We start from the raw sequence: 23,086 nt of genomic DNA, 5'->3' as shown, positions 1-23,086 counted from the left end.
ATCAGGCTCCTTGAGCATTGGGCGAAGTCTCTGCGGCCCGACTCGGGGGTTCGGAGTCCGATCCCCGGACAGGCGCATCAGCGGCGGAGTCCCCGCCCTTGCCACCGCGCATGGCATTACGCAGGAGTTCATGCCAACGCGGACGTTTGCGTGGTGGAACGTGGTCCACGCCACCGGGTGACCACGGATTGCACCGCAGGATGCGCCAAGCCGTCAGCGCGGTTCCCTTGATCGCTCCGTGCCGGTCGATCGCCGTATATCCGTAGTGGGAACACGACGGGTAGTAACGGCAGACAGGCCCGAGGAGTGGGCTGATCGTCCACTGATACAGCTTGATAAGAGCCAGCAGCGGGTACTTCATCGCGCGCCCCCTCCCAGCAGCCGCTGGAGAGCGGCGTCCAGGTCTTGGGCCAGCTGTTCATGGTCGGCGTCGCCCGCTCCGGGCAACGCTCGTACGACAACCAGGCTACCGGGGGGCAGCAGGGCAAGCCGTTCGCGGACCAGGTGGCGAAGCTTCCGCTTCACCGCTGTGCGCACAACCGCTCCACCCACAGCTTTGCTGACAACGAAACCCGCACGCGGCGGGGGAACATTCTCCCCAGTCACGTGCGGGTCCGTTGCACCGCTGCGTAGATGAACGACGAGTAGCGGGCGGCCGGCCCGGCGTCCTCGACGTACTGCGGTCGCGAAGTCCTCGCGCCGCCTCAGCCGATTCTCGGTAGGCAGCACGTCATGACCTGTAAGCGATCAGGCGGACAGGTTGGCGCGACCCTTGCCACGGCGGGACGCGAGAATCGCGCGGCCGGCACGGGTGCGCATGCGCAGCCGGAAGCCGTGGGTCTTCGCGCGACGACGGTTGTTCGGCTGGAAGGTGCGCTTGCTCACTAGGGGGCTCCAGAAATGACTCGTGTGTTGGCGGGACATCGCCTGGCTGTCACCGTGCGCCCACGAGAGACTCGCGTAAACGCTCTAGTGCACCGCTTCACAATCACAGATCGTGATCTTTGCCCATCGGAGGCAGGCGGCAGCAGCCATCGACAACTCGACCTGGTCACGGTACGCGCGGCTACGCCATCCGGTCAAACCGGCTCCACAGCACCCCCCACTGTGCACAGGCTGTGGACAACGACTTGAACCACGCGGGTCGGCCTGACTACCGTGGCTGAGCTCCGGTTCTTTTCTTCCTGCCTGCCGGTCCTCACCCATACCGACCCATACCGTCCCGAGAACCACACATTCGTGGGACCAGCGAGAGAGCGTGCCCCGTGGCTGACGTACCTGCCGATCTTGCCGCAGTGTGGCCACGAGTGCTGGAGCAACTCCTCGGGGAGGGCCAGCAGGGCATCGAGCCGAAGGACAAGCAGTGGATCGAGCGCTGCCAGCCGCTCGCTCTGGTCGCCGACACGGCACTGCTCGCGGTGCCCAATGAATGGGGCAAGCGCGTCCTGGAGGGCCGGCTCGCGCCGCTCATCAGCGAGACGCTGAGCCGCGAATGCGGCCGCCCGATCCGCATCGCGATCACCGTCGACGACTCCGCGGGCGAACCGCCGAGCCCGCCCGCGCCGCCGATGCACCAGCCCCAGCAGCACCGCTACCAAGGACCGCAGCACGACGAGCGGCAGCACAACGACGCGTACGACGGGTACGGACACCGGCCCGCCGACGACGGCATGCCGACCGCCCGGCCGGCCTACCCCGACTACCAGCAGCAGCGCCCCGAACCCGGTGCGTGGCCGCGCACCCAGGAGGACCTCTCCTGGCAGCAGCCCCGGCTCGGCGGGTTCCAGGACCGCGAGGCTCCCGCGGAGCAGTGGCGCGAGCCGTACGGCGGCGGCCGCCCCCAGCAGCCGCAGCACGACTACCGTCCGCAGCCGCCCGAGCGCCAGGGTTACGAGCAGCAGCGCCCCGAGCACCACGACATGCAGGAGCAGCAGCACCAGCCGCAGCACCGGCAGGGCGGCGCCGGCACCGGACGGCCCGGCGGCGCCACCGGGCCGATGGGCTCGCAGCCCTCTCCCACGCCCGGCCCCGGCGAGCCGGCGGCCCGGCTGAATCCGAAGTACCTCTTCGACACCTTCGTGATCGGCGCGTCCAACCGGTTCGCGCACGCCGCGGCGGTCGCGGTCGCCGAGGCCCCGGCCAAGGCCTACAACCCGCTCTTCATCTACGGGGAGTCCGGGCTCGGCAAGACCCACCTGCTGCACGCCATCGGTCACTACGCCCGCAGCCTCTATCCCGGTACCCGGGTGAGGTATGTGAGCTCCGAGGAGTTCACCAACGAGTTCATCAACTCGATCCGCGACGGCAAGGGCGACACCTTCCGCAAGCGCTACCGGGATGTGGACATCCTGCTCGTCGACGACATCCAGTTCCTGGCGAGCAAGGAGTCGACGCAGGAGGAGTTCTTCCACACCTTCAATACGCTCCACAACGCCAACAAGCAGATCGTGCTGTCCTCCGACCGGCCGCCCAAGCAGCTGGTGACCCTGGAGGACCGGTTGCGGAACCGTTTCGAGTGGGGCCTGACCACCGATGTGCAGCCGCCGGAGCTGGAGACGCGAATCGCGATCCTCCGCAAGAAGGCGGTGCAGGAGCAGCTCAACGCCCCGCCGGAGGTACTGGAGTTCATCGCCTCCCGGATCTCCCGCAACATCAGGGAGCTGGAGGGGGCGCTGATCCGGGTCACGGCCTTCGCCAGCCTCAACCGGCAGCCGGTGGACCTCGGACTGACCGAGCATGTGCTGAAGGACCTGATCCCGGGGGGCGAGGACTCGGCTCCGGAGATCACGGCGACGGCCATCATGGCCTCGACCGCGGACTACTTCGGTCTCACGGTGGACGATCTCTGCGGAACCTCCCGCAGCCGGGTGCTGGTAACGGCCCGCCAGATCGCCATGTACCTCTGCCGGGAACTCACCGATCTCTCGCTGCCCAAGATCGGGGCGCAGTTCGGCGGCCGCGACCATACGACGGTGATGCACGCGGACCGCAAGATCCGCGCGCTGATGGCTGAGCGGCGCTCCATCTACAACCAGGTCACCGAGCTCACCAACCGCATCAAGAACGGCTGACGCACCACCGTCGGCAGACGCTCCGTACGCGCCGGAAGGGCGCCCGAGGACCCTCAACAGGGGCCTCGGGCGCCCTTTTCGTTGCCTGGAGAGCGCCCGGGGAGTACCTGGGCAGCGTCCGGCGAACGTCTGGGAAGCGCCCGGGGGAGTGGCTGGGAGCGCCGGGGAAAGTCTGCGGCACGCCCGACAGCGTCCTGCGGAGCCGGAAAACGGTCCGGAGACCGCCCGGAAACGGGTCCGGAGACCGCCCGGACGGCGCTCAGGAGCCGTCCGCAGCCGCCCCGAGACCCTCCCCGGACCCGTTCCAGGAACCGCTGCCGCCGCTCCGGCGCCGTCGCGCTGTTCGAATACCTGCAGCTGACCGCCTGTTCTCCACAGATCTGGGGAGTTTTTCCCTTCCACAGCCTGGGGATCCGGGAGTTGTCCATATTGCTTCCACAGGGGCGACTGCCGATACTCCATCAGGCCAGGTCAAGGGGTTGGGGATTTGTGGTCAACAGTGATCCACAGCCTGTGGACAAAATATTCGTCCACAGGGCGTGGATGAAGTTGTCCACCGTCGACCCACAGGCCGAGCCGTCTTGTCCCCAGCTCTCTGCTGCTTCTCCACACCTCTGTCCACTGTTCGGCAACGCTGCACCGCCTTTCACCGCGCCGAGTGAAAGGCGTCACACCAAGAGGGTCGGTTGGGCTGTGGGGAACCTGGGTAAAGCTGGGGACAGGCCTGGGGAGAAACCCCCCTGCCCTGTGCATCGGGTGTGCAGAACTTTCCTGTGTCCACAGAAGCACCGTGTTGTCCACCGGTGCCGCCCACAGGGGCAGTGGATAAAAAACGGGGCTTGACCTGCGGAAACGACGTTATCCACGGTTTCCACAGGCCCTACTACTACTGCCACATAGAGTTAGCCCGGAATCCGCTTCGAAGTGGGGCCTGTGCACAACTCGGCGCCGGAGCTCTCCGAACCTCTTGTCGCGACTTGACCCCGAGCAGCACCGAGTGTCGGTGCCGTACGTCAGACTGGTCCCCGGCGTCCTCGCTGCCTCGGCGGCGGAAGACGCGATCAGACGACGAAGGCCAGCAGGGCGAGCGAGCAACAGCAGGAGGCGGTTCCGGTGAAGATCCGGGTGGAGCGCGATGTACTCGCGGAGGCTGTGGCCTGGGTGGCCCGTAGCCTCCCGGCCCGTCCGCCGGCGCCCGTTCTTGCGGGCCTTCTGCTGAAGGCTGAGGACGGCGCCCTCAGCTTCTCCAGCTTCGACTACGAGGTCTCGGCCCGGGTCTCGGTGGATGCCGAGGTCGAGGAGGACGGCACGGTGCTGGTCTCCGGCCGGCTGCTCGCCGACATCTGCCGCGCCCTCCCCAACCGGCCGGTGGAGATTTCCACAGACGGTGTACGGGCGACCGTGGTCTGCGGCTCCTCGCGATTCACACTCCACACCCTTCCTGTGGAGGAGTACCCGGCACTTCCCGAGATGCCGACCGCGACCGGCACGGTCCCCGGCGAGGTCTTCGCCTCGGCCGCCGCCCAGGTCGCCATCGCCGCGGGCCGCGACGACACACTGCCGGTGCTGACCGGTGTGCGGATCGAGATCGAGGGCGACACCGTCACCCTGGCCTCGACCGACCGCTACCGCTTCGCGGTGCGCGAGTTCCTCTGGAAGCCGGAGAACCCGGACGCCTCCGCCGTCGCCCTGGTGCCCGCCAAGACACTGCTGGACACCGCCAAGGCCCTGACCAGCGGTGACACTGTGACCCTGGCGCTCTCCGGCTCCGGTGCCGGTGAGGGTCTGATCGGCTTCGAGGGTGCCGGCCGTCGTACGACCACGCGGCTGCTCGAAGGCGATCTGCCGAAGTACCGCACGCTCTTCCCCACCGAGTTCAACTCGGTCGCGGTCATCGAGACGGCGCCGTTCGTCGAGGCCGTCAAGCGTGTCGCCCTCGTCGCCGAGCGCAACACCCCGGTGCGGCTCAGCTTCGAGCAGGGCGTGCTGATCCTGGAGGCCGGTTCCAGCGACGACGCACAGGCTGTGGAGCGGGTCGACGCGGTGCTGGAGGGCGACGACATCTCGATCGCCTTCAACCCGACCTTCCTGCTGGACGGGCTGAGCGCGATCGACTCCCCGGTCGCCCAGCTCTCGTTCACGACGTCCACCAAGCCGGCGCTGCTCAGCGGCCGCCCGGCCGTGGACGCCGAGGCGGACGACGCGTACAAGTACCTGATCATGCCGGTCCGCCTCTCCGGCTGATCCGGTCATCGGTCCTGGCACGGCGGTTCCCGACGGGCACGCTCGGCGTCGAGCATGCCCGTCGTTCCGTCCCCGGCCGGGCGTAGGCTCGTCCTCGGGTACGAATCGGCACAACGCTTAAGGAATCTCTGATGGAGCTCGGTCTCGTCGGCCTCGGCAAGATGGGCGGCAACATGCGCGAGCGCATCCGCCGCGCAGGCCACACCGTCATCGGTTACGACCGCAACCCGGACGTCTCCGATGTCCACAGCCTCGAAGAGCTTGTGGGCAAGCTGAAGGGTCCCCGGGTCGTCTGGGTGATGGTTCCGGCCGGTGCCCCGACCCAGGCCACGATCGACGAGCTCGCCGGTCTCCTCTCGCCCGGCGACATCGTCGTGGACGGCGGGAACTCCCGCTGGACCGACGACGAGAAGCACGCGGTCGAGCTGGGCATCAAGGGCATCGGCTTCGTGGACTGCGGCGTCTCCGGCGGCGTCTGGGGCCTGGAGAACGGCTACGCGCTGATGTACGGCGGCGACGCCGAGAACGTGGCCAAGGTCCAGCCGGTCTTCGACGCGCTGAAGCCCGAGGGCGACTTCGGGTCCGTCCACGCGGGCAAGGTCGGCGCCGGCCACTTCGCGAAGATGGTCCACAACGGCATCGAGTACGCCATGATGCAGGCCTACGCCGAGGGCTGGGAGCTCTTGGAGAAGGTCGACTCCGTCACCGATGTGCGCGAGGTCTTCCGCTCCTGGCAGGAGGGCACGGTCATCCGTTCCTGGCTGCTCGACCTGGCTGTCAACGCGCTGGACGACGACGAGCACCTCGACAAGCTCCGCGGCTACGCCGCCGACTCCGGCGAGGGCCGGTGGACGGTGGAGGCCGCGATCGACAACGCGGTGCCGCTGCCCGCCATCACCGCGTCGCTCTTCGCGCGTTTCGCCTCGCGCCAGGAGGACTCCCCGCAGATGAAGATGATCGCCGCGCTGCGCAACCAGTTCGGTGGCCACGCGGTCGAGAACAAGAAGTAACCGCAACGGGAAGCGGGCCGGTCCAGAGCGTCCGGTCCGCTCCACGAAGCACGGAGCAGGAAGCCGGGAAGGTCGGCGTACACCATGCATGTCACGCATCTCTCGCTGGCCGACTTCCGCTCGTACGCCCGGGTCGAGGTGCCTCTCGATCCGGGCGTCACCGCTTTCGTGGGGGCCAACGGCCAGGGCAAGACGAATCTGGTCGAAGCGGTCGGCTATCTCGCGACGCTCGGCAGCCACCGGGTCTCCTCCGACGCACCGCTGGTACGGATGGGCGCGGACCGGGCCGTCATCCGCGCCGCCGTGACGCAGGGGGAGCGTTCGCAGCTGATCGAGCTGGAGCTCAATCCCGGCAAGGCCAACCGGGCGCGTATCAATAGATCGTCGCAGGTCAGGCCCCGTGACGTGCTGGGGATAGTGCGTACGGTGCTGTTCGCGCCGGAGGACCTGGCGCTGGTCAAGGGAGATCCAGGGGAGCGTCGGCGCTTCCTCGACGAGCTGGTCACGGCCCGTTCGCCGCGGATGGCGGGGGTGCGCTCGGACTACGAGCGGGTGCTGAAGCAGCGCAACACCCTGCTGAAGTCGGCGGCGATGGCGCGTCGGCACGGTGGCCGGTCGATGGACCTGTCCACGCTCGACGTGTGGGACCAGCACCTGGGCCGGGTGGGCGCGGAGCTGCTGGCACAGCGGCTGGATCTGATCGCCACCCTGCAGCCGCTGGCGGACAAGGCGTACGGGGATGTCGCGCCGGGCGGTGGCCCGCTGGCGCTGGAGTACCGCAGCTCGGTCGGGGCGGGCGTGGAGCCCTCGCGTACCCGCGAGGAGCTGTACGAGCAGCTGATCGCCGCCCTGGCGGATGTCCGCAAGCAGGAGATCGAGCGGGGCGTGACGCTGGCCGGACCGCACCGCGACGACCTGCTGCTGGGGCTGCGGGGCATGCCGGCCAAGGGGTACGCGAGCCATGGCGAGTCCTGGTCGTACGCGTTGGCGCTGCGCCTGGCCTCCTACGACCTGCTGCGCAGCGAGGGCAATGAGCCGGTGCTGGTCCTCGACGACGTCTTCGCGGAGCTGGACGCACGGCGCCGGGAGCGGCTGGCGGAGCTGGTGGCCCCGGCCGAGCAGGTGCTGGTGACGGCCGCGGTGGACGAGGACGTTCCGGGGGTGTTGGCGGGGACCCGGTTCGCGGTGTCCGCGGGTGAGGTGGAGCGGCTGTGAGCGGCCGCGGCGAGGGATCCGGAGGGCCGTCGCAGGAGCGTTCCGGCGGGGGCAGGGCTCCGGAGCCCTCGGGTGTCGACCTGGCGCGGGTGGCCCTGCGTGCGGCGAAGGAGCAGGCGCGGGCGCGTGGCGCGGCCGCGCAGCAGAAGAAGCAGGCCCGGCGGGGCGGCGGGCTGCGCTCGGGTGCGCGGGCGGACGGTCGTGATCCGCTTCCGCTGGGCTCAGCGATCAATCGTCTGATCACCGAGCGCGGCTGGGAGACGCCGGCGGCGGTGGGCGGGGTCATGGGGCGCTGGCCGCAGATCGTGGGTGAAGATCTGGCCAAACATTGTGTGCCGCTGCGGTACGACGAGGATCCGGACGAGCGGGTGCTGACGGTGCAGTGCGACTCGACGGCGTGGGCGACGCAGCTGCGGCTGCTGGCGCCCCAGCTGGTGGCCCGGCTGAACGCGGACCTGGGGCACGGCACGGTCAGGTTGATCAAGGTGCTGGGGCCCGGAGGCCCGCAGCGCAGGTTCGGTCCGCTGCGGGCGCCGGGGAGTACCGGCCCCGGCGATACATACGGCTGACCTGGCCTTTTCTCATTTCCTCCCGGCAGCCGAGCCGTTCTCGGGCGCTCTGCGAACACCCCTCTCGGCTCTGCCGAGGCCTCTTGCTGTCCGCGCGGAGCGGCTGTCCTTCGGGTCCGCGTTGTGCGGTCTGCGGTGGTCGAAACCACGCGGCGGGAGTGGGCCGTCCCTCACGGTAGCGAGAGGTTGACAGGCCGAAGCGCTCAAGGCCGGTGTGAGCCTCCTGAGGGCCCTTCCTGAATATGGGGAGTCGTCAGCCGCTCATTCAGGGCGGCACATGCGTACTCAGGTACCGGCAAACCCCCATTCATGTCGGCGCTACCGGTAGACTGGTGGACAATCCCGCATCGTCGCGGGAGTCGTCGATACAAGCCGAACGACGCAGCCGCTCCCGTTTGCCCGGAGAACGGCCTGTGCTGTGCCAGAAAGGGCGCTTCGTGGCCGATTCCGGCAACCCCAACGAGAACATTCCGTCCACACCCGGTGAGAGCGCCGAGGCTGTCGCCGCAGGCGAGTCAGCCGGCGGCGGCGAGGCCACGTCCTCGTACGACGCCAGCGCGATCACCGTCCTCGAGGGTCTGGACGCGGTCCGCAAGCGACCTGGCATGTACATCGGTTCGACCGGTGAGCGCGGTCTCCACCACCTCGTGCAGGAGGTCGTGGACAACTCGGTCGACGAGGCGATGGCCGGGCACGCGGACACGATCGACGTCACGATCCTCGCCGACGGCGGGGTCCGCGTGGTCGACAACGGCCGTGGCATCCCGGTCGGCATCGTGCCGTCGGAGAAGAAGCCCGCGGTCGAGGTCGTGCTGACGGTGCTGCACGCCGGCGGCAAGTTCGGCGGCGGCGGTTACGCCGTCTCCGGCGGCCTGCACGGTGTCGGTGTCTCCGTGGTCAACGCGCTGTCCTCGCGGGTCTCGGTCGAGGTCCGGACGGACGGTTTCCGCTGGACCCAGGACTACAAGCTCGGTGTGCCCACCGCTCCGCTGGCCCGCAACGAGGCCACGGACGAGACGGGGACGTCCGTCACCTTCTGGGCCGACGGGGACATCTTCGAGACGACCGAGTACTCCTTCGAGACCCTGTCGCGCCGCTTCCAGGAGATGGCGTTCCTCAACAAGGGCCTGACGATCAAGCTCACCGACGAGCGCGAGTCGGCGAAGGCGACGCTGGGCGCGGAGGTCGCCGAGGTGGCCGAGGCCGCCGAGGCGGAGCAGGTACGCACGGTCAAGTACCACTACGAGGGCGGCATCGTCGACTTCGTGAAGTACCTGAACTCCCGCAAGGGCGATGTCATCCACCAGTCGGTGATCGACATCGAGGCCGAGGACAAGGAGCGCCTCCTCTCGGCCGAGATCGCCATGCAGTGGAACACGCAGTACAGCGAGGGCGTCTACTCCTTCGCGAACACGATCCACACGCACGAGGGCGGTACGCACGAGGAAGGCTTCCGAGCCGCGCTGACCACGCTGGTCAACAAGTACGCGCGCGAGAAGAAGCTGCTGCGAGAGAAGGACGACAACCTCACGGGTGACGACATCCGCGAGGGTCTGACGGCGATCATCTCGGTGAAGCTGGGCGAGCCGCAGTTCGAGGGCCAGACGAAGACCAAGCTGGGCAACACGGAGGCGAAGACCTTCGTCCAGAAGGTCGTCCACGAGCAGCTCACGGACTGGTTCGACCGCAATCCGAACGAGGCGGCCGACATCATCCGCAAGGGCATCTCGGCGGCCACGGCGCGCGTCGCTGCCCGCAAGGCGCGCGATCTGACCCGTCGCAAGGGGCTCCTGGAGAGCGCCTCGCTGCCGGGCAAGCTGAGCGACTGCCAGTCCAACGACCCGACGAAGTGCGAGATCTTCATCGTCGAGGGTGACTCCGCCGGTGGTTCGGCGAAGTCCGGCCGCAACCCGATGTACCAGGCGATCCTGCCGATCCGGGGCAAGATCCTGAACGTCGAGAAGGCCCGGGTCGACAAGATCCTGCAGAACACCGAGGTCCAGGCGCTGATCTCGGCCTTCGGTACCGGGGTCCACGAGGACTTCGACATCGAGAAGCTGCGCTATCACAAGATCATCCTGATGGCGGACGCCGACGTCGACGGTCAGCACATCAACACCCTGCTGCTGACGTTCCTCTTCCGCTTCATGCGTCCGCTGGTCGAGGCCGGCCACGTGTACCTCTCCCGCCCGCCGCTCTACAAGATCAAGTGGGGCCGGGACGACTTCGAGTACGCGTACTCGGACCGCGAGCGCGACGCCCTGGTCGAGCTGGGCAAGCAGAACGGCAAGCGGATCAAGGAAGACTCGATCCAGCGCTTCAAGGGTCTCGGCGAGATGAACGCCGAGGAGCTGCGCGTCACCACGATGGACGTCGACCACCGGGTCCTCGGCCAGGTCACGCTGGACGACGCGGCGCAGGCCGACGACCTCTTCTCGGTGCTGATGGGCGAGGACGTCGAGGCGCGGCGCTCGTTCATCCAGCGCAACGCCAAGGACGTCCGCTTCCTCGACATCTGAGTCGGCCGTACCAGCAAGACGCCGCCCGAAAGGATTTTGACCAGCAATGGCCGACGAGAACACCCCTGTGACACCCGAAGAGGAGTCCGCCGCCGCGGTGGGCATGCGTGTCGAGCCCGTGGGGCTCGAGACGGAGATGCAGCGCTCCTACCTCGACTACGCGATGTCCGTCATCGTCTCGCGTGCGCTGCCGGACGTACGGGACGGTCTCAAGCCCGTCCACCGCCGGGTGCTGTACGCGATGTACGACGGCGGCTACCGGCCCGAGAAGGGCTTCTACAAGTGCGCCCGTGTCGTCGGTGACGTCATGGGTACGTACCACCCGCACGGTGACTCGTCGATCTACGACGCCCTGGTGCGTCTGGCGCAGCCGTGGTCGATGCGCATGCCGCTGGTGGACTCCAACGGCAACTTCGGTTCCCCGGGCAACGACCCGGCCGCCGCCATGCGGTACACCGAGTGCAAGATGATGCCGCTGTCCATGGAGATGGTCCGGGACATCGACGAGGAGACCGTCGACTTCCAGGACAACTACGACGGCCGCAACCAGGAGCCGACGGTCCTGCCGGCGCGCTTCCCGAACCTGCTGGTCAACGGTTCGGCGGGGATCGCGGTCGGCATGGCGACCAACATCCCGCCGCACAACCTGCGCGAGGTCGCCGCCGGTGCGCAGTGGTACCTGGAGCACCCGGAGGCCTCGCAGGAGGAGCTCCTGGAGGCGCTGATCGAGCGGATCAAGGGCCCGGACTTCCCGACCGGCGCGCTCGTCGTGGGCCGCAAGGGCATCGAGGAGGCGTACCGCACCGGCCGCGGCTCGATCACGATGCGCGCGGTCGTCGCGGTCGAGGAGATCCAGAACCGGCAGTGCCTGGTCGTCACGGAGCTTCCGTACCAGACCAACCCCGACAACCTGGCCCAGAAGATCGCCGACCTGGTGAAGGACGGCAAGATCGGCGGGATCGCGGACGTCCGTGACGAGACCTCGTCGCGCACCGGTCAGCGCCTGGTCGTCGTGCTGAAGCGGGACGCGGTCGCCAAGGTCGTGCTGAACAACCTGTACAAGCACACCGACCTCCAGACCAACTTCGGCGCCAACATGCTGGCGCTGGTCGACGGGGTGCCGCGCACCCTCTCGATCGACGCGTTCATCCGGCACTGGGTGACGCACCAGATCGAGGTCATCGTCCGGCGTACGAAGTTCCGGCTGCGCAAGGCCGAGGAGCGGGCGCACATCCTGCGCGGCCTGCTCAAGGCGCTGGACGCGATCGACGAGGTCATCGCGCTCATCCGGCGCAGCCAGACGGTCGAGGTGGCGCGCGAGGGCCTGATGGGCCTGCTGGAGATCGACGAGATCCAGGCGAACGCGATCCTGGAGATGCAGCTGCGCCGGCTGGCCGCGCTCGAGCACCAGAAGATCACGGCCGAGCACGACGAACTCCAGGCGAAGATCAACGAGTACAACGCGATTCTGGTGTCGCCGGAGCGGCAGCGGAAGATCGTCAGCGAGGAGCTGGCGGCGATCGTCGAGAAGTTCGGCGACGACCGGCGTTCCAAGCTGGTGCCCTTCGACGGTGACATGTCCATCGAGGACCTGATCGCCGAAGAGGACATCGTCGTCACGATCTCGCGCGGCGGCTATGTGAAGCGCACCAAGACGGACGACTACCGCTCGCAGAAGCGCGGCGGCAAGGGCGTGCGTGGCACGAAGCTCAAGGAAGACGACATCGTCGACCACTTCTTCGTGTCGACCACCCACCACTGGCTGCTGTTCTTCACGAACAAGGGCCGGGTGTACCGGGCGAAGGCGTACGAGCTCCCGGACGCCGGCCGTGACGCCCGCGGTCAGCACGTGGCCAACCTGCTGGCCTTCCAGCCGGACGAGCGGATCGCCCAGATCCTGGCGATCCGCGACTACGAGGCCGCGCCCTATCTGATCCTGGCCACGAAGGGCGGTCTGGTGAAGAAGACCGCGCTGAAGGACTACGACTCGCCTCGTTCCGGCGGTGTCATCGCGATCAACCTGCGCGAGATGGCGGATGGCGCCGAAGGCACCGCTGACGAGCTGATCGGTGCGGAGCTGGTCTCGGCCGAGGACGATCTGCTGCTCATCAGCAAGAAGGCCCAGTCGATCAGGTTCACCGCGACGGACGATGCGCTGCGCCCGATGGGCCGTGCGACCTCGGGCGTCAAGGGCATGAGCTTCCGCGAGGGCGACGAACTGCTCTCGATGAATGTTGTCCGGCCGGGTACGTTCGTGTTCACTGCCACCGACGGCGGGTACGCGAAGCGGACCCCCGTCGACGAGTACCGGGTTCAGGGCCGTGGCGGTCTGGGCATCAAGGCTGCCAAGATCGTCGAGGACCGGGGCTCGCTGGTCGGCGCGCTGGTGGTCGAGGAGACGGACGAGATCCTCGCCATCACGCTCGGCGGTGGTGTGATTCGCACGCGAGTCAATGAAGTCAGGGAGACGGGCCGTGACACCATGGGCGTCCAACTGATCAATCTGGGCAAGCGCGATGCCGTCGTCGGTATTGCCCGTAACGCCGAAGCCGGTCGTGAGGCCGAAGAGGTCGAGGGGTCCCAGGACTCCGAGGCCGCGACGGCGGAGGGTGCCGAGAGCACGGTCGAGGGCAATGTCGAAGGCACGTCGCCTTCGGCCGGGGAGCACGAGGAGTAGAGCGTGAGTGGAGCCACGGGCGCCGGTTCGGCCGCTTCCGGAGCAGGAGCGAACGGTGCCCGTGGCCCTGCCACGGACTCCCAAGGGGGCATTGTGACGGATACCCGGGGGCCTCAGCCCCAGTACGAGGGCTATGCGACCGGGCCGTTGCCGGGTGAGCGCGAGCCCGCGCCGGGGCAGGCGAGTGGGCCGTACCACCCGCCGCAGGCGTACTCGCCCGCGGGCGGGACCCAGGGCGGCCGGCCGCACGGCACGCAGGGCGATGCGCAGGGCGCCTCTCAGGCGGCTCGGCGGCCGCGGACGGGGGCGCGGACGACTCCGCGTACCCGCAAGGCGCGGCTGCGGGTGGCCAAGGCTGATCCGTGGTCGGTGATGAAGGTCAGCTTCCTGCTCTCCATCGCGCTCGGCATCTGCACGGTGGTGGCGTCCGCGGTGCTCTGGATGGTGATGGACGCGATGGGCGTCTTCTCCACCGTGGGCGGCACGATCAGCGAGGCCACCGGTTCGAACGAGGGCAACGGCTTCGATCTCCAGTCGTTCCTGTCGCTGCCGAGGGTCCTCATCTTCACGTCGGTCATCGCGGTGATCGACGTCGTCCTGGCGACCGCGCTGGCGACGCTGGGCTCCTTCATCTACAACTTGTCGGCGGGATTCGTGGGCGGTATCGAGCTCACGCTGGCCGAGGACGAGTAGAGCGCCGGGTATCGATTTTGGGACTGGCCCCGACGTGCGCTAATCTTCAGAAGTCAGCGCAGCAGCGCGGCGGGGCTATAGCTCAGTTGGTTAGAGCGCATCCCTGATAAGGATGAGGCCACAGGTTCAAATCCTGTTAGCCCCACAGTTACGAAGGCCCCTCACCGGAAACGCTGAGGGGCCTTCGGCGTTGCGGCTGAATTGCGGCGGCTGTGCAGCTGTGGTCGTGCGGCGTCCTGTGGCTGACGGGCACGGCGGTCGTCGGGATCGGGATCCGTGCGGCCGAGCACAAGGCCGAGCAGTTGCTGCCGTTGCTGCCGTTGCTTCGAGCGGACCGTGATCGTGCATCTGATCCGCCGCCATGCGCCGCGGGCCGCCCCCGTGTTGTCGCCGGCCACCGGAGTCGGAGCCGGCTCCAGCGGCCGGGAAGGCCGCTGGAAGGCACGGAGAAGCCCCCGTCCGGTGTGAACCGGCCCGGGGGCTCTGTACGTCAGCGGAGCGGCTCTCAGGGCGGCAGCAGGGACGCGTCCCCCGCCGGGGCGCCGTGGGCCGTGCGGGCGACGTTCCTGGTCTCCGTGGCGCCCGTGGCGTCGACGGACATATGACGGGTGGCGGGCGAGGAGCCGTGTGCCTCGGCGCGGATGCGCTGCTTCATCGTCGGTGGCAGCGCCCGGTCACGCGGAAGGGTCCATCGCACCGACGGGGTGGTCGCGGTTGCCGCGGTCGCACCCGTGTGCTCCTGGTGCGTGGTGGTCGGCTCCGGGGCGCTCTGCTCCGTGGCCGTCGCCGGGGTGCTCATGAATCCCAGTGCGGCGAGCAGGGCGAAAAGGGCGGTGACGAAGGCGGTCCAGATGTTCTTGGGCTTGACGGTGCTCATGGCCCCTCGCTTTCGGGTGGTCCGGTTTGCTTACCTTTCTGATGATGTGGATCTGGCTCGCGATTTCATGGACCGACGCCACCGATGCGCCGATCTTCGGATGAACACCACTCGTATGGTTCAACCGGAGTTGACGGGCTTATGCGGGGGCTGCGGATCGGGCTGTGGACCCGGTCGTGGAGCAGGGTCGGATCCTCCGGGCGGAGCGGCCTTCGGGCGGTCGCTCTTCCCCGGGCGCCAGTTGGGTTGCGGGCAGGTCACCGGTTGATATCGGCCGGTGTGTATAGTCGGGCGGCAGAAGTCCCCTACGTCAAGGAAAGACGAGGTCGCGCGGTGAAGAAGCTTCTCCTGGTCGCACTGGCCGCCATCGGCGGGCTCCTCGTGTACCGCCAGATCCAGGCGGATCGCGCCGAGCAGGATCTGTGGACGGAGGCGACTGACTCCGTGCCCGCAGGTTCGGGTGTGTGAGACAGAACAGCCTGATTGCGGGCCCCGGTCGCTGAGCGGCCGGGGCTTCGTGCTGTTGCGGGACCGTGACACCTGTGCTCTTGAGTTCACCCGAGCAAATCAATACGTTGCGTGAGCAAAACGATCGGGTGGGTCGAGGGGGCACGGGTGAAGGCACGGGGACACCGACGTACCGCAGTCGCGGGGGCATGGATCGGCGGGGCGCTGCTCGCCCTGGTGGCGGGCGCGATGCCGGCCGTGGCGGCGCCGCCGCGCGGTGCACCCGCCGGGCCCGAGCCGGCGGGAACGGCAGCCTGGTCATGGTCCTCGACCCGTCCGGCTCCATGGCGGACGACGACGGTACGGGGCGTTCCCGGCTGGAGAGCGCCCGTACGGCCGTCGGGACCGTCGTCGACGGGCTTCCCGACGGGTATCCGAGCGGACTTCGGGTGTACGGCGCCGACCGCGCCCGGGGCTGCACGGACACCAGGCTCGTGAAACCGGTGCGCGGGCTCGACCGGGCGGCCCTGAAACAGGCCGTGGCGGCCGTACGGCCCAGGATGAAACCCCCATCGGTCTGTCGCTGCAGAAGGCCGCCGATGACCTTCCGCGGCCCTCGGGCGGCGCCATCGGTACGCGCACGCTCCTGCTGGTCTCCGACGGCGAGGACAGCTGCGGTGCGCCGCGGCCCTGCGAGGTCGCCGAGCGGCTCGGCAAGGAGGGCGTCGGGCTGCGGATCGACACCGTGGGCTTCCAGGTGAAGGGCGCGGCCCGCGAACAGCTCGAATGCATCGCGGCGGCGGGCAACGGCCGCTACTACGACGCACCGGACGCCGATTCGCTGGCCAGGCAGCTCCAGCGGGCGTCGCAACTCTCCGTGGACGGCTACCGGTTCCGGGGCGAGCGGGTCCCGGGCACGGCGACGGCCGCGGAGGCGCCCGTGCTCGCGCCGGGGCAGTACCTCGACACCATCGGGCCGGGTGAGCAGCGGTACTACGCCGTCGACCTGGACGCCGCCTCGACGGCGGACTTCTCCGCGACGGCGGTGCCGCAGCCCGGGGCGGCCGTCGACACCTTCGACGCGATGCGTACCAGCATCGCGTACGGCACTGACAGTTCCTGCGGTTCGGAGACCGCGCACTTCTTCCAGAAGGAGGGTGCGAGCCCGCTCACATCGGCGATCGCCCGTATCCCTTCGGCGCGGGGCACGAGCCGCTGCGACCGGGCGGGACGGTACTGGCTGGTGGTCGAAGGGAAGACCAAGAAGGGCTCCGACGCCGCGCGTTGGCCGCTCGGACTCGTACACGGAGTCGAGGAGCCCTTGAGGAAGGGCGTACAAGGTCCCGGCCGGCTGGGGCCGGCAGGTGCGCTACGACGTGGAGTTCGCGAACGAGCCCACGGTGGAGCGGGGCGGCTCCACCACCTACTCGTACGGAGCGACGCAGTTGTTCACACCTGCTCGGTTCCCGCTCACCGGGGGCGGCGAGTTCGACCCGACGAACCCGTACAGCGGCCGCCCGGCGGCGATCGGGATGGGCGGTGTGCCGGTCGCCTGGACCGACCGCTACGAGAACGGCGCCCAGGTCCGGCCGGTGCACGCCGGCGGTGACTTCTCCATCTCGGTGACGCTTGGGGCGCGGGCCAGGACATCGCGCGGAACCCGCAGGTCGGTGTGGTGCTGCGGGTGCCGGTCCTCGGTGACGAGCGGGCCGGCCCCCAGCACAACGCTCCCGTCGCAGCGAAGAGGACGGACAAGAAGCGGACAAGAAGGGCAATCCGATCAGCGCCGGAGACAGCGGCGGTACGGGCGGGGCAGGATGGACCGGCATTGCGGCCGCTGCCGGGGCGGGCGCCGTGGTGGTGGTGATCGCAGGGCTCGTGTTCGTACGCGGGCGTCGCGGGCGGGCCGCACAGACGACGAGGGGAAGCACGTGATGAGGCAGCGCAACAGGGGCCGGGTGGCGCTGGCCACGGCCGCGGCGATGTGCGCGGCGGCGGCGCTGCCGGGGCAGGCGTACGCGGCCGGGGAGCCCGCCGTGTACACCTTCGATCCCGGTGCGGAGAAGGTCGACGGTGCGGAGGCCAGCACCGATGCGTCGGCGCTGACGCCGGGATCGGTCTACCGGAGCTCGATCAAGCCCGGTCAGAAGCTCTACTACCGCCTGAACCTCGACGCGAAGACGAACGGGTACGTCTCGGCGGTGGCCGTGCCCAGGGGCGACGGCCGGGTCGCCTACGGGGACGGGATCACGGTCAGCATCAGCGACAGCACGGACCTGCAGTGCAGTTCGGAGGACGCCCGATTCGAGTCGGCGGAGTTCCCGCGCCCGATCGCCGCGTACGCCTACCGGACCATGGAGAAGGACGCCAGCATCTGCCAGGGCGCCGGCACGTACAACGTCCTGATCGAGCGGGAGAGCAAGGAGACCTCCGCCCCCGACGAGTGGGACCTGGAGCTGCGCTACGAGTCGGAGCCGCAGTTGAAGTCGGCCGGTTCGATGCCGACCGACGCGCCGGAGAACTGGCCGTCCGCCTCGCCAACGCCGCCCACCACCGCCCCGCAGAATCGGTCGGGCGGTACCAGCTACTACGACGCGACGGGCCTGGAGACCGGCGAGTGGAAGGAGGAGGGCGGCATCAAGCCGGGACAGACCCTCTTCTACCGGGTGCCGGTGGACTGGGGGCAGCAGGTCTTCGCCACCGCCACCCTGAGCAACAGCAACGCCTCTGACGAGTACATCGGCAACGCGCTCGCGCTGTCCCTGGACAACCCGGCGCACGGCCACGTCGACTCCGCGATGCCGCTCTCGTACTCCGGCAAGCCCACTTCCGTCTCGCTGGATCCGCTGCCCCCGGTGGCCTACGAGAACCGGTACGACTCCAACAGCAGCGTCAGCGCCATGCGGTTCGCCGGCTGGTACTACCTGTCGGTGACGCTCAGCCCGCAGATCGCGAAGTCGTACGGCAAGAACGGGATTCCGCTGACCCTCAGGGTCAAGGTCGAGGGAGAGGCCGGGAGATCGCCGTACGCGGGCGATGCCGGGGACTTCTCGGTCACGCAGGACGACAGGGACGACGCGAGGGACGGCAAGAACGGGCCGCAGGCCGCCAAGAGCGACCGGATGACGATGGTCGCCGTGGCCGGGATCGGCGCGGGTTCGGTGCTGGTGCTGGGGCTCGGGGCGTGGACGCTGCTGGCCCGGCGCCGCGCCGCCACCGCCCCGGCAGCCCCGAAAAACCCCGCCGACGGCGGTCAGCCGTACGGGAGTCCGCCGCAGACCTGGTAGCCGCGACTGCCCGGCCCGACTCCCGTACGGCGGGGCTCGGGCCGCCCGGCTCAGCTCTGGGTCAGCGCCCAGATGCCCACCGCGAAACAGAGCAATGCCACCAGTAGCACCGGGACCGCCACCTTCGGGGACGGTCCCGGACGCGTTTGCGGGGTGTGCGCCGGAGCGGGTGCCGGGGTGTGCGCCTGCGCCACTGCCTGCGGCTGAGGCTGCGCCTGCGGCTGTCCGACGGTGTAGGCACGGGTGAGCGCCGGTTCGTGCTGCACGGCGGCCGTGGGCGCCTGCGAGGGCTCCGGGGCGGCAGTGGCGTACAGGGGCGCCGCCTGCGCCGGGAGGGGGGTGTGCGGAGTGACCGGATGCACCTGCTGGGGCGGCGGTGCGGGCTGCTGCGGAGGCGGCGGGAGATGGAAGCTGCCCGTCTCCGACATCGCGACCGGCGGCTGGGCGTAGGGCTGCTGGGCGGCCTGCGCGTGCTGGGCCTGTTGAGCCTGTTGAGCCTGTTGGGCGGGGGCCGGGGCAGGTCCGTCGGGGCCGAAACCGGCGGGCAGCGGCCCGATTTGGTCGAAGACCTCGACCGGTTCGTCCTCGGCCCCGGGCTCCGGCAGCATCTCGACCGCCGCGGTCAGCGCCTTGCGCGCACCCGTGGCCGTCCGGAAGCGGGCCTGCGGATCCGGCTGCAACAGCCCTGCGAGGACCTGCCACAACGGCTCGGGAATCCCCTCCGGGGCGGAGGGCGTGCCGTACGAGGCGAAGTGCTCGACGAGCGCCTGCGCGTCGGGCTTCTTGCCCTGGAGCAGATAGAGCGCGACAAGACCGACCGCGAACAGGTCCGCGGGGAAATCGGGTTCCGCGCCCATCATCTGCTCGGGCGCGAAGTAACCGGGCGTACCCACCACATAGTTGGTCTCGGTGAGGCGCGGCTCTCCCTTGCGCATGGAGATGCCGAAGTCGGACAGCCGCAGATGCGGCCGTCCGGTACCGGTCGCCTCCATCAGGATGTTGGCCGGTTTGATGTCCCGGTGCACGACGCCCTCCGCATGCACCGTGGACAGCCCGGACAGCAGCTGGTCGAGGAGCGTGCAGACGAACCGGGGCGGCAGCGGCCCGTAGTCGCCTATGACATGCGCCAGCGAACCGCCGCTCACCAGATCCATGGTGAACAGGACCTTGTCGTCGTCCGCCGCCCAGCTGGCCGGGGCGAGCACATGCGGATGCTCGATCCGCAGCGCCTGCTCGCGGACGAAGCGCAGCAGCGTGTGCGCGTCGCTCTGCTGGAGGACCTTGGCCGCCACATAGCGGCGGCGCCGGTGGTCCCAGGCCCGCCAGACGGCGCCGACCCCACCACGTCCGATCGGATCGATCAGTTCGTACCGACCGGCGAAGACCTCACCCATTGCGCTGTGCCCGCTCCCAGTTCCTGTTTCGGCCCATGGCCGGCCTCTCGGGACAGTGCCCGGCCCTGATCCGCCGGGCAGGCCCTTGGCTCCGGTGCCCCTAGCTCTGGTGTCCCTCGTAGTGCGCCACCGCCTCCGCGGTACGCCCGGCGCCGTACACCCTGAGGAACTCTGCCAGTTCCGGGTGGGTCGGGGCGAGGGAGTCGGCGGCATCGATGATGTCACCGGCGGCCGCGACCGACCGCATCAGCGACTGGATCTCGCGGACCACGCGCCGGACGGTGGGGGCACCGCCGGTCTGGGAGGTCTGACCGGTGCTGGTCAGGACGGAGCCGCCCTGGGACTTCTTGATCTCTTCCATGCGGTCGGTGGCCTCGCCCGCGCTGACGCTGCCGTCCGCGACCTGACCGGCCAGCTCCTGGAGCGCCTGGACACGCTGGACGACGGCGGGGTTGCCGATCTTCGCCCGCTGGCCGCTCATCAGCTGGGAGAGCATGGGGGCGGACAGCCCGAGGACGGCGGCGAGCCTGGCCTGGTTCAGGCCGAGATCATCGATCAGGCGGCGGAAGAGCGCACCGAGAGGCTCTCCGTACCAACTGCGCTGAAGCTCTCGGGCTCTGGCCGTTGCCTCTTGCTGCGCTGCGTCCATGGCGTCTCCCCTTCGCTGCGGCTTCGCTGCTGCGAACCTTGTCGAGCATCCTACGGAGAGTGGTCGCCGACCGGGAGCCCCCATATTTTTGCAGGTTTCCGGGGGGTACCCGGTACTGTTGTCCGCAGCGGTGGCCAAGACGCGGGAGCGTCCGGGGCTGCCCGTTGTTCGGGGCCTTAGCTCAGTTGGTAGAGCGCTGCCTTTGCAAGGCAGATGTCAGGAGTTCGAATCTCCTAGGCTCCACCTGATAAATGCCCTCCGATCTGCGAAAACGCAGTATCGGAGGGCATTTTCGCGTCTGTCGGGGCTCTGCCCGTGCCTTGCCCCGGCATGCCAGGCCCCGTCTCCCGCCGCTGAGCCGTCCTCGACCTGGCCCGAATGGACACGGCGATGGTGCAGGTGACCCTGGACGGGCCTTTCGCGGCAGGTACGACGGGGAGGATGACGCCCGAGGGGCAGGACCCGCTGCCCCTCACTCTCACGGAGGTCGTGCCGGGCGAAGGCGGACGGTGCGGCGAAGCCCGGGTTACCGGGGCCACTGCCTCCGCGTCGGCGGGTGGGTGACGCGTCGGGCACATCGCACGGCACCAGGGGACTGCGCCACGGAACCTGCCCAGCGGTGCGGAAAGCCGAACCCGCGCCGGAGACCACGTGATCGAGGGTCTTCCGGCGCGGGTTCGTCGTACGGGAGCCGGTCCAGGAACGGGTTCAGGCACGGGCTCGGGAGCTGGTCCGGGTGCCGGCTCAGCGGCGGTCGTCCGGGTTCGTGCCGTCCGGGCCCTCCGAGCCGTCCGTCCTGTCCGCCTCCGCTTCGGCCTGCCTGGCCCGGACCTCGGGGTCGAGCGAGCTCGGGCCGCTGCCGTCGACCGAGGTCAGCGGTGCGCCGTCGGAGACCTCCGTGGCGGCGGGCGGTTCGACCAGCCAGTCGGGGTTGGCCTGCTTGTCCCACCACCGCCAGACGGCATAGGCGCCGCCCGCTACGAGGCCGGCCACGACGAGCCCCTTGAACAGCCGGCCGGCCCGAGCCCGCCGCTCGTGCTTCCGGGCCAGCTGCCGGATCTCCTGGGCCGTGACCTGGCTGCGCAGTGCGGCCAGTGCGGCGGCGCTGCGGGCCGTGGCCTCCTCGGCCACCGGCTGGGCGACGGCCATCGCGTGTTCGACGCGCGGCACCGTGTAGTCCGCTGCGGTCCGGGCCGCCTGGCGGGTGCGGTGTGCGGCGCGCCGGCCGACCTCGTCGACCTTGGGCGGCACATGGGTCAGGGCGAGTTCGATACGTGGTGCCAGATGCGCGTCGTACTGGACGCGGGCCTGCTGGGCCGCCTTGGACACCTTCGGCGCGAGCCGCGTGCGGGCCTCGTGCGCGAGATGTGCGGCCTGGTCCTTGGCCGTGTCGGCGTAGGGCGCCACCACTTCCGCGGCGTGCTGCACGCTGTCCTTCGCCGAGTCGGTTGCGGCGCGCACGCTGTCGATGCGGGTCACGGGATCCTCCTCCTTGGTGGCGGGTAGACACTCCGCCTTTCCACCCATTTCGAGATCATGCCCGCCGGATTCCTGTCTCGCATGCGGGGCGGGCATCCGGGTCATACAGGTCGTTAGTGACGCCTTGGGCAATGCGGTGCAAGGGGAGCTTGTCGATGACAATGCCATGGTTTGTCCCGGATTGCCCCGCTTCGTCGCGCACGTGGCCGCATTTGTTGCGGCGGTCTGTGGGCCGTGGGCTGCCGCATGCGGAAATGGGGCAGGTAGGTGAGCCTCACGCGCCCGCCGGTCGCGGCCGGGCGCCGGAACGTACGGTCCGTGCGAGGATCGGTGGACGTCACCGAAGAAGACTCAACGTCACCGAAGACTTACGGAAGGCAGATCGTGGCTGAGCAGCTTTACGCCACCTTGAAGACCAATCAGGGCGACATCGAAATCCGGCTCCTGCCGAACCACGCGCCCAAGACGGTCAAGAACTTCGTCGAGCTCGCCAAGGGTGAGCGCGAATGGGTGCACCCCGAGACCGGTCAGAAGTCGACGGACAAGCTGTACGACGGCACCGTCTTCCACCGTGTCATCAGCGGCTTCATGATCCAGGGCGGCGACCCGCTCGGCAACGGCACCGGTGGCCCGGGGTACGAGTTCGCGGACGAGTTCCACCCCGACCTCGCCTTCAACAAGCCGTACCTGCTGGCCATGGCCAACGCCGGTCCGGGCACCAACGGCTCGCAGTTCTTCGTGACCGTTTCGCCGACCGCCTGGCTGACCGGCAAGCACACCATCTTCGGCGAGGTCACCAACGACGCCAGCAAGAAGGTCGTGGACGCCATCGCCGCTGCCCCGACCAACGCCCGCACCGACCGTCCGGTGCAGGACGTCGTGATCGAGTCGGTCGTCATCGAGACTCGTTGATCACCTCTGGTCATCGGCTGATCACACGCTGATGGCCCGTTCG

General features: G+C 69.0%; 19 protein-coding genes and 2 tRNA genes. 14 read left to right on the top strand and 7 right to left on the bottom strand.

Translation table 11 applies throughout. From position 1 onward, the window contains the following. Position 1: 1 nt before the first annotated feature. From yidD to rpmH, 3 genes are read right to left on the bottom strand one after another with little or no spacing between them, the layout of a single operon-like run. Positions 2–361 carry a membrane protein insertion efficiency factor YidD gene (gene yidD, locus ACIRJP_RS09385; protein WP_358946872.1) on the bottom strand — a complete coding sequence of 120 codons (360 nt, stop codon included), beginning with the start codon at positions 359–361 and terminating at the stop codon, positions 2–4. Then, positions 358–729: a ribonuclease P protein component gene (gene rnpA, locus ACIRJP_RS09380; RefSeq protein WP_404170311.1), complete on the bottom strand. Its 372-nt coding sequence runs from the start codon at positions 727–729 to the stop codon at positions 358–360. Before rnpA ends, yidD begins: the two co-directional genes overlap by 4 nt. A gap of 18 nt (positions 730–747) precedes the next feature. Further along, on the bottom strand, positions 748–885 hold the full coding sequence (gene rpmH, locus ACIRJP_RS09375; RefSeq protein ID WP_030930485.1) for a 50S ribosomal protein L34: 138 nt from the start codon (positions 883–885) through the stop codon (positions 748–750). A 380-nt stretch (positions 886–1,265) separates the two neighbouring features. Between rpmH and dnaA the strand changes: the two genes are divergently transcribed. The 9 genes from dnaA to ACIRJP_RS09330 all read left to right on the top strand — a co-directional run bounded on the left by dnaA (position 1,266) and on the right by ACIRJP_RS09330 (position 14,143). Next, entirely contained in the window at positions 1,266–3,071 is a 1,806-nt protein-coding gene (gene dnaA / locus ACIRJP_RS09370) for a chromosomal replication initiator protein DnaA (protein ID WP_404170307.1), read from the top strand. Between the two features lie 1,113 nt (positions 3,072–4,184). Then, positions 4,185–5,315: a DNA polymerase III subunit beta gene (gene dnaN, locus ACIRJP_RS09365; RefSeq protein ID WP_072487582.1), complete on the top strand. Its 1,131-nt coding sequence runs from the start codon at positions 4,185–4,187 to the stop codon at positions 5,313–5,315. A gap of 131 nt (positions 5,316–5,446) precedes the next feature. Next, the gene (gnd, locus tag ACIRJP_RS09360) at positions 5,447–6,325 is read left to right on the top strand and encodes a phosphogluconate dehydrogenase (NAD(+)-dependent, decarboxylating) (protein WP_358946868.1); all 879 of its coding nucleotides are present in this window, start codon (positions 5,447–5,449) and stop codon (positions 6,323–6,325) included. Between the two features lie 84 nt (positions 6,326–6,409). Next, positions 6,410–7,540 (top strand): DNA replication/repair protein RecF, encoded by a 1,131-nt coding sequence (gene recF, locus ACIRJP_RS09355; protein WP_404170303.1) that lies wholly within the window; start codon positions 6,410–6,412, stop codon positions 7,538–7,540. Beyond that, the gene (locus ACIRJP_RS09350) at positions 7,537–8,109 is read left to right on the top strand and encodes a DUF721 domain-containing protein (RefSeq protein ID WP_404170300.1); all 573 of its coding nucleotides are present in this window, start codon (positions 7,537–7,539) and stop codon (positions 8,107–8,109) included. Before recF ends, ACIRJP_RS09350 begins: the two co-directional genes overlap by 4 nt. A gap of 413 nt (positions 8,110–8,522) precedes the next feature. Then, complete coding sequence (gyrB, locus tag ACIRJP_RS09345) at positions 8,523–10,628, top strand: DNA topoisomerase (ATP-hydrolyzing) subunit B (RefSeq protein ID WP_404170297.1); 2,106 nt, start codon at positions 8,523–8,525, stop codon at positions 10,626–10,628. A gap of 46 nt (positions 10,629–10,674) precedes the next feature. Then, positions 10,675–13,305, top strand: coding sequence for a DNA gyrase subunit A (gene gyrA / locus ACIRJP_RS09340; protein ID WP_404170294.1), 2,631 nt, complete (start codon positions 10,675–10,677; stop codon positions 13,303–13,305). Between the two features lie 93 nt (positions 13,306–13,398). Beyond that, the gene (locus ACIRJP_RS09335; RefSeq protein ID WP_404170291.1) at positions 13,399–13,998 is read left to right on the top strand and encodes a DUF3566 domain-containing protein; all 600 of its coding nucleotides are present in this window, start codon (positions 13,399–13,401) and stop codon (positions 13,996–13,998) included. A gap of 71 nt (positions 13,999–14,069) precedes the next feature. After that, positions 14,070–14,143 (top strand) — tRNA-Ile (locus tag ACIRJP_RS09330). A gap of 360 nt (positions 14,144–14,503) precedes the next feature. On the opposite strand, the gene ACIRJP_RS09325 is transcribed toward ACIRJP_RS09330, so the two are convergent. Continuing rightward, positions 14,504–14,875: a DUF6344 domain-containing protein gene (locus tag ACIRJP_RS09325; RefSeq protein WP_404170288.1), complete on the bottom strand. Its 372-nt coding sequence runs from the start codon at positions 14,873–14,875 to the stop codon at positions 14,504–14,506. 333 nt (positions 14,876–15,208) lie between these two features. On the opposite strand from ACIRJP_RS09325, the gene ACIRJP_RS09320 reads away from it, so the two are divergent. The 3 genes from ACIRJP_RS09320 to ACIRJP_RS09310 all read left to right on the top strand — a co-directional run bounded on the left by ACIRJP_RS09320 (position 15,209) and on the right by ACIRJP_RS09310 (position 18,609). Continuing rightward, positions 15,209–15,343, top strand: coding sequence for a DLW-39 family protein (locus ACIRJP_RS09320; RefSeq protein ID WP_003958712.1), 135 nt, complete (start codon positions 15,209–15,211; stop codon positions 15,341–15,343). A gap of 724 nt (positions 15,344–16,067) precedes the next feature. Further along, a complete protein-coding gene (locus ACIRJP_RS09315) occupies positions 16,068–16,931 on the top strand; it encodes a hypothetical protein (protein ID WP_404170285.1) in 864 nt (287 codons plus the stop codon). 325 nt (positions 16,932–17,256) lie between these two features. Continuing rightward, positions 17,257–18,609, top strand: coding sequence for a hypothetical protein (locus ACIRJP_RS09310; protein WP_404170282.1), 1,353 nt, complete (start codon positions 17,257–17,259; stop codon positions 18,607–18,609). A gap of 50 nt (positions 18,610–18,659) precedes the next feature. Here ACIRJP_RS09310 and ACIRJP_RS09305 read toward each other — a convergent pair whose 3' ends face one another. Both ACIRJP_RS09305 and ACIRJP_RS09300 read right to left on the bottom strand, forming a co-directional pair. Further along, a complete protein-coding gene (locus ACIRJP_RS09305) occupies positions 18,660–20,003 on the bottom strand; it encodes a protein kinase (protein WP_404170279.1) in 1,344 nt (447 codons plus the stop codon). Between the two features lie 100 nt (positions 20,004–20,103). After that, positions 20,104–20,652, bottom strand: coding sequence for a helix-turn-helix domain-containing protein (locus ACIRJP_RS09300; RefSeq protein ID WP_404170276.1), 549 nt, complete (start codon positions 20,650–20,652; stop codon positions 20,104–20,106). A gap of 170 nt (positions 20,653–20,822) precedes the next feature. On the opposite strand from ACIRJP_RS09300, the gene ACIRJP_RS09295 reads away from it, so the two are divergent. Continuing rightward, positions 20,823–20,895 (top strand) — tRNA-Ala (locus tag ACIRJP_RS09295). A gap of 501 nt (positions 20,896–21,396) precedes the next feature. Here the strand turns inward: ACIRJP_RS09295 and ACIRJP_RS09290 are convergent. Beyond that, positions 21,397–22,131, bottom strand: a complete 735-nt coding sequence (locus tag ACIRJP_RS09290; RefSeq protein WP_404170273.1) for a DUF5324 family protein — start codon at positions 22,129–22,131, stop codon at positions 21,397–21,399. Between the two features lie 384 nt (positions 22,132–22,515). Between ACIRJP_RS09290 and ACIRJP_RS09285 the strand changes: the two genes are divergently transcribed. Further along, a complete protein-coding gene (locus ACIRJP_RS09285; protein ID WP_404170270.1) occupies positions 22,516–23,043 on the top strand; it encodes a peptidylprolyl isomerase in 528 nt (175 codons plus the stop codon). The last annotated feature ends 43 nt before the right edge of the window (positions 23,044–23,086 follow it).

Origin of the sequence: Streptomyces sp. NPDC102437 (assembly GCF_044765565.1) — a bacterium.
Classification (GTDB): Bacteria; Actinomycetota; Actinomycetes; order Streptomycetales; family Streptomycetaceae; genus Streptomyces.
Note: the sequence above shows the minus strand (reverse complement) of the source record. Positions and strands in the feature narration are given on the sequence as shown.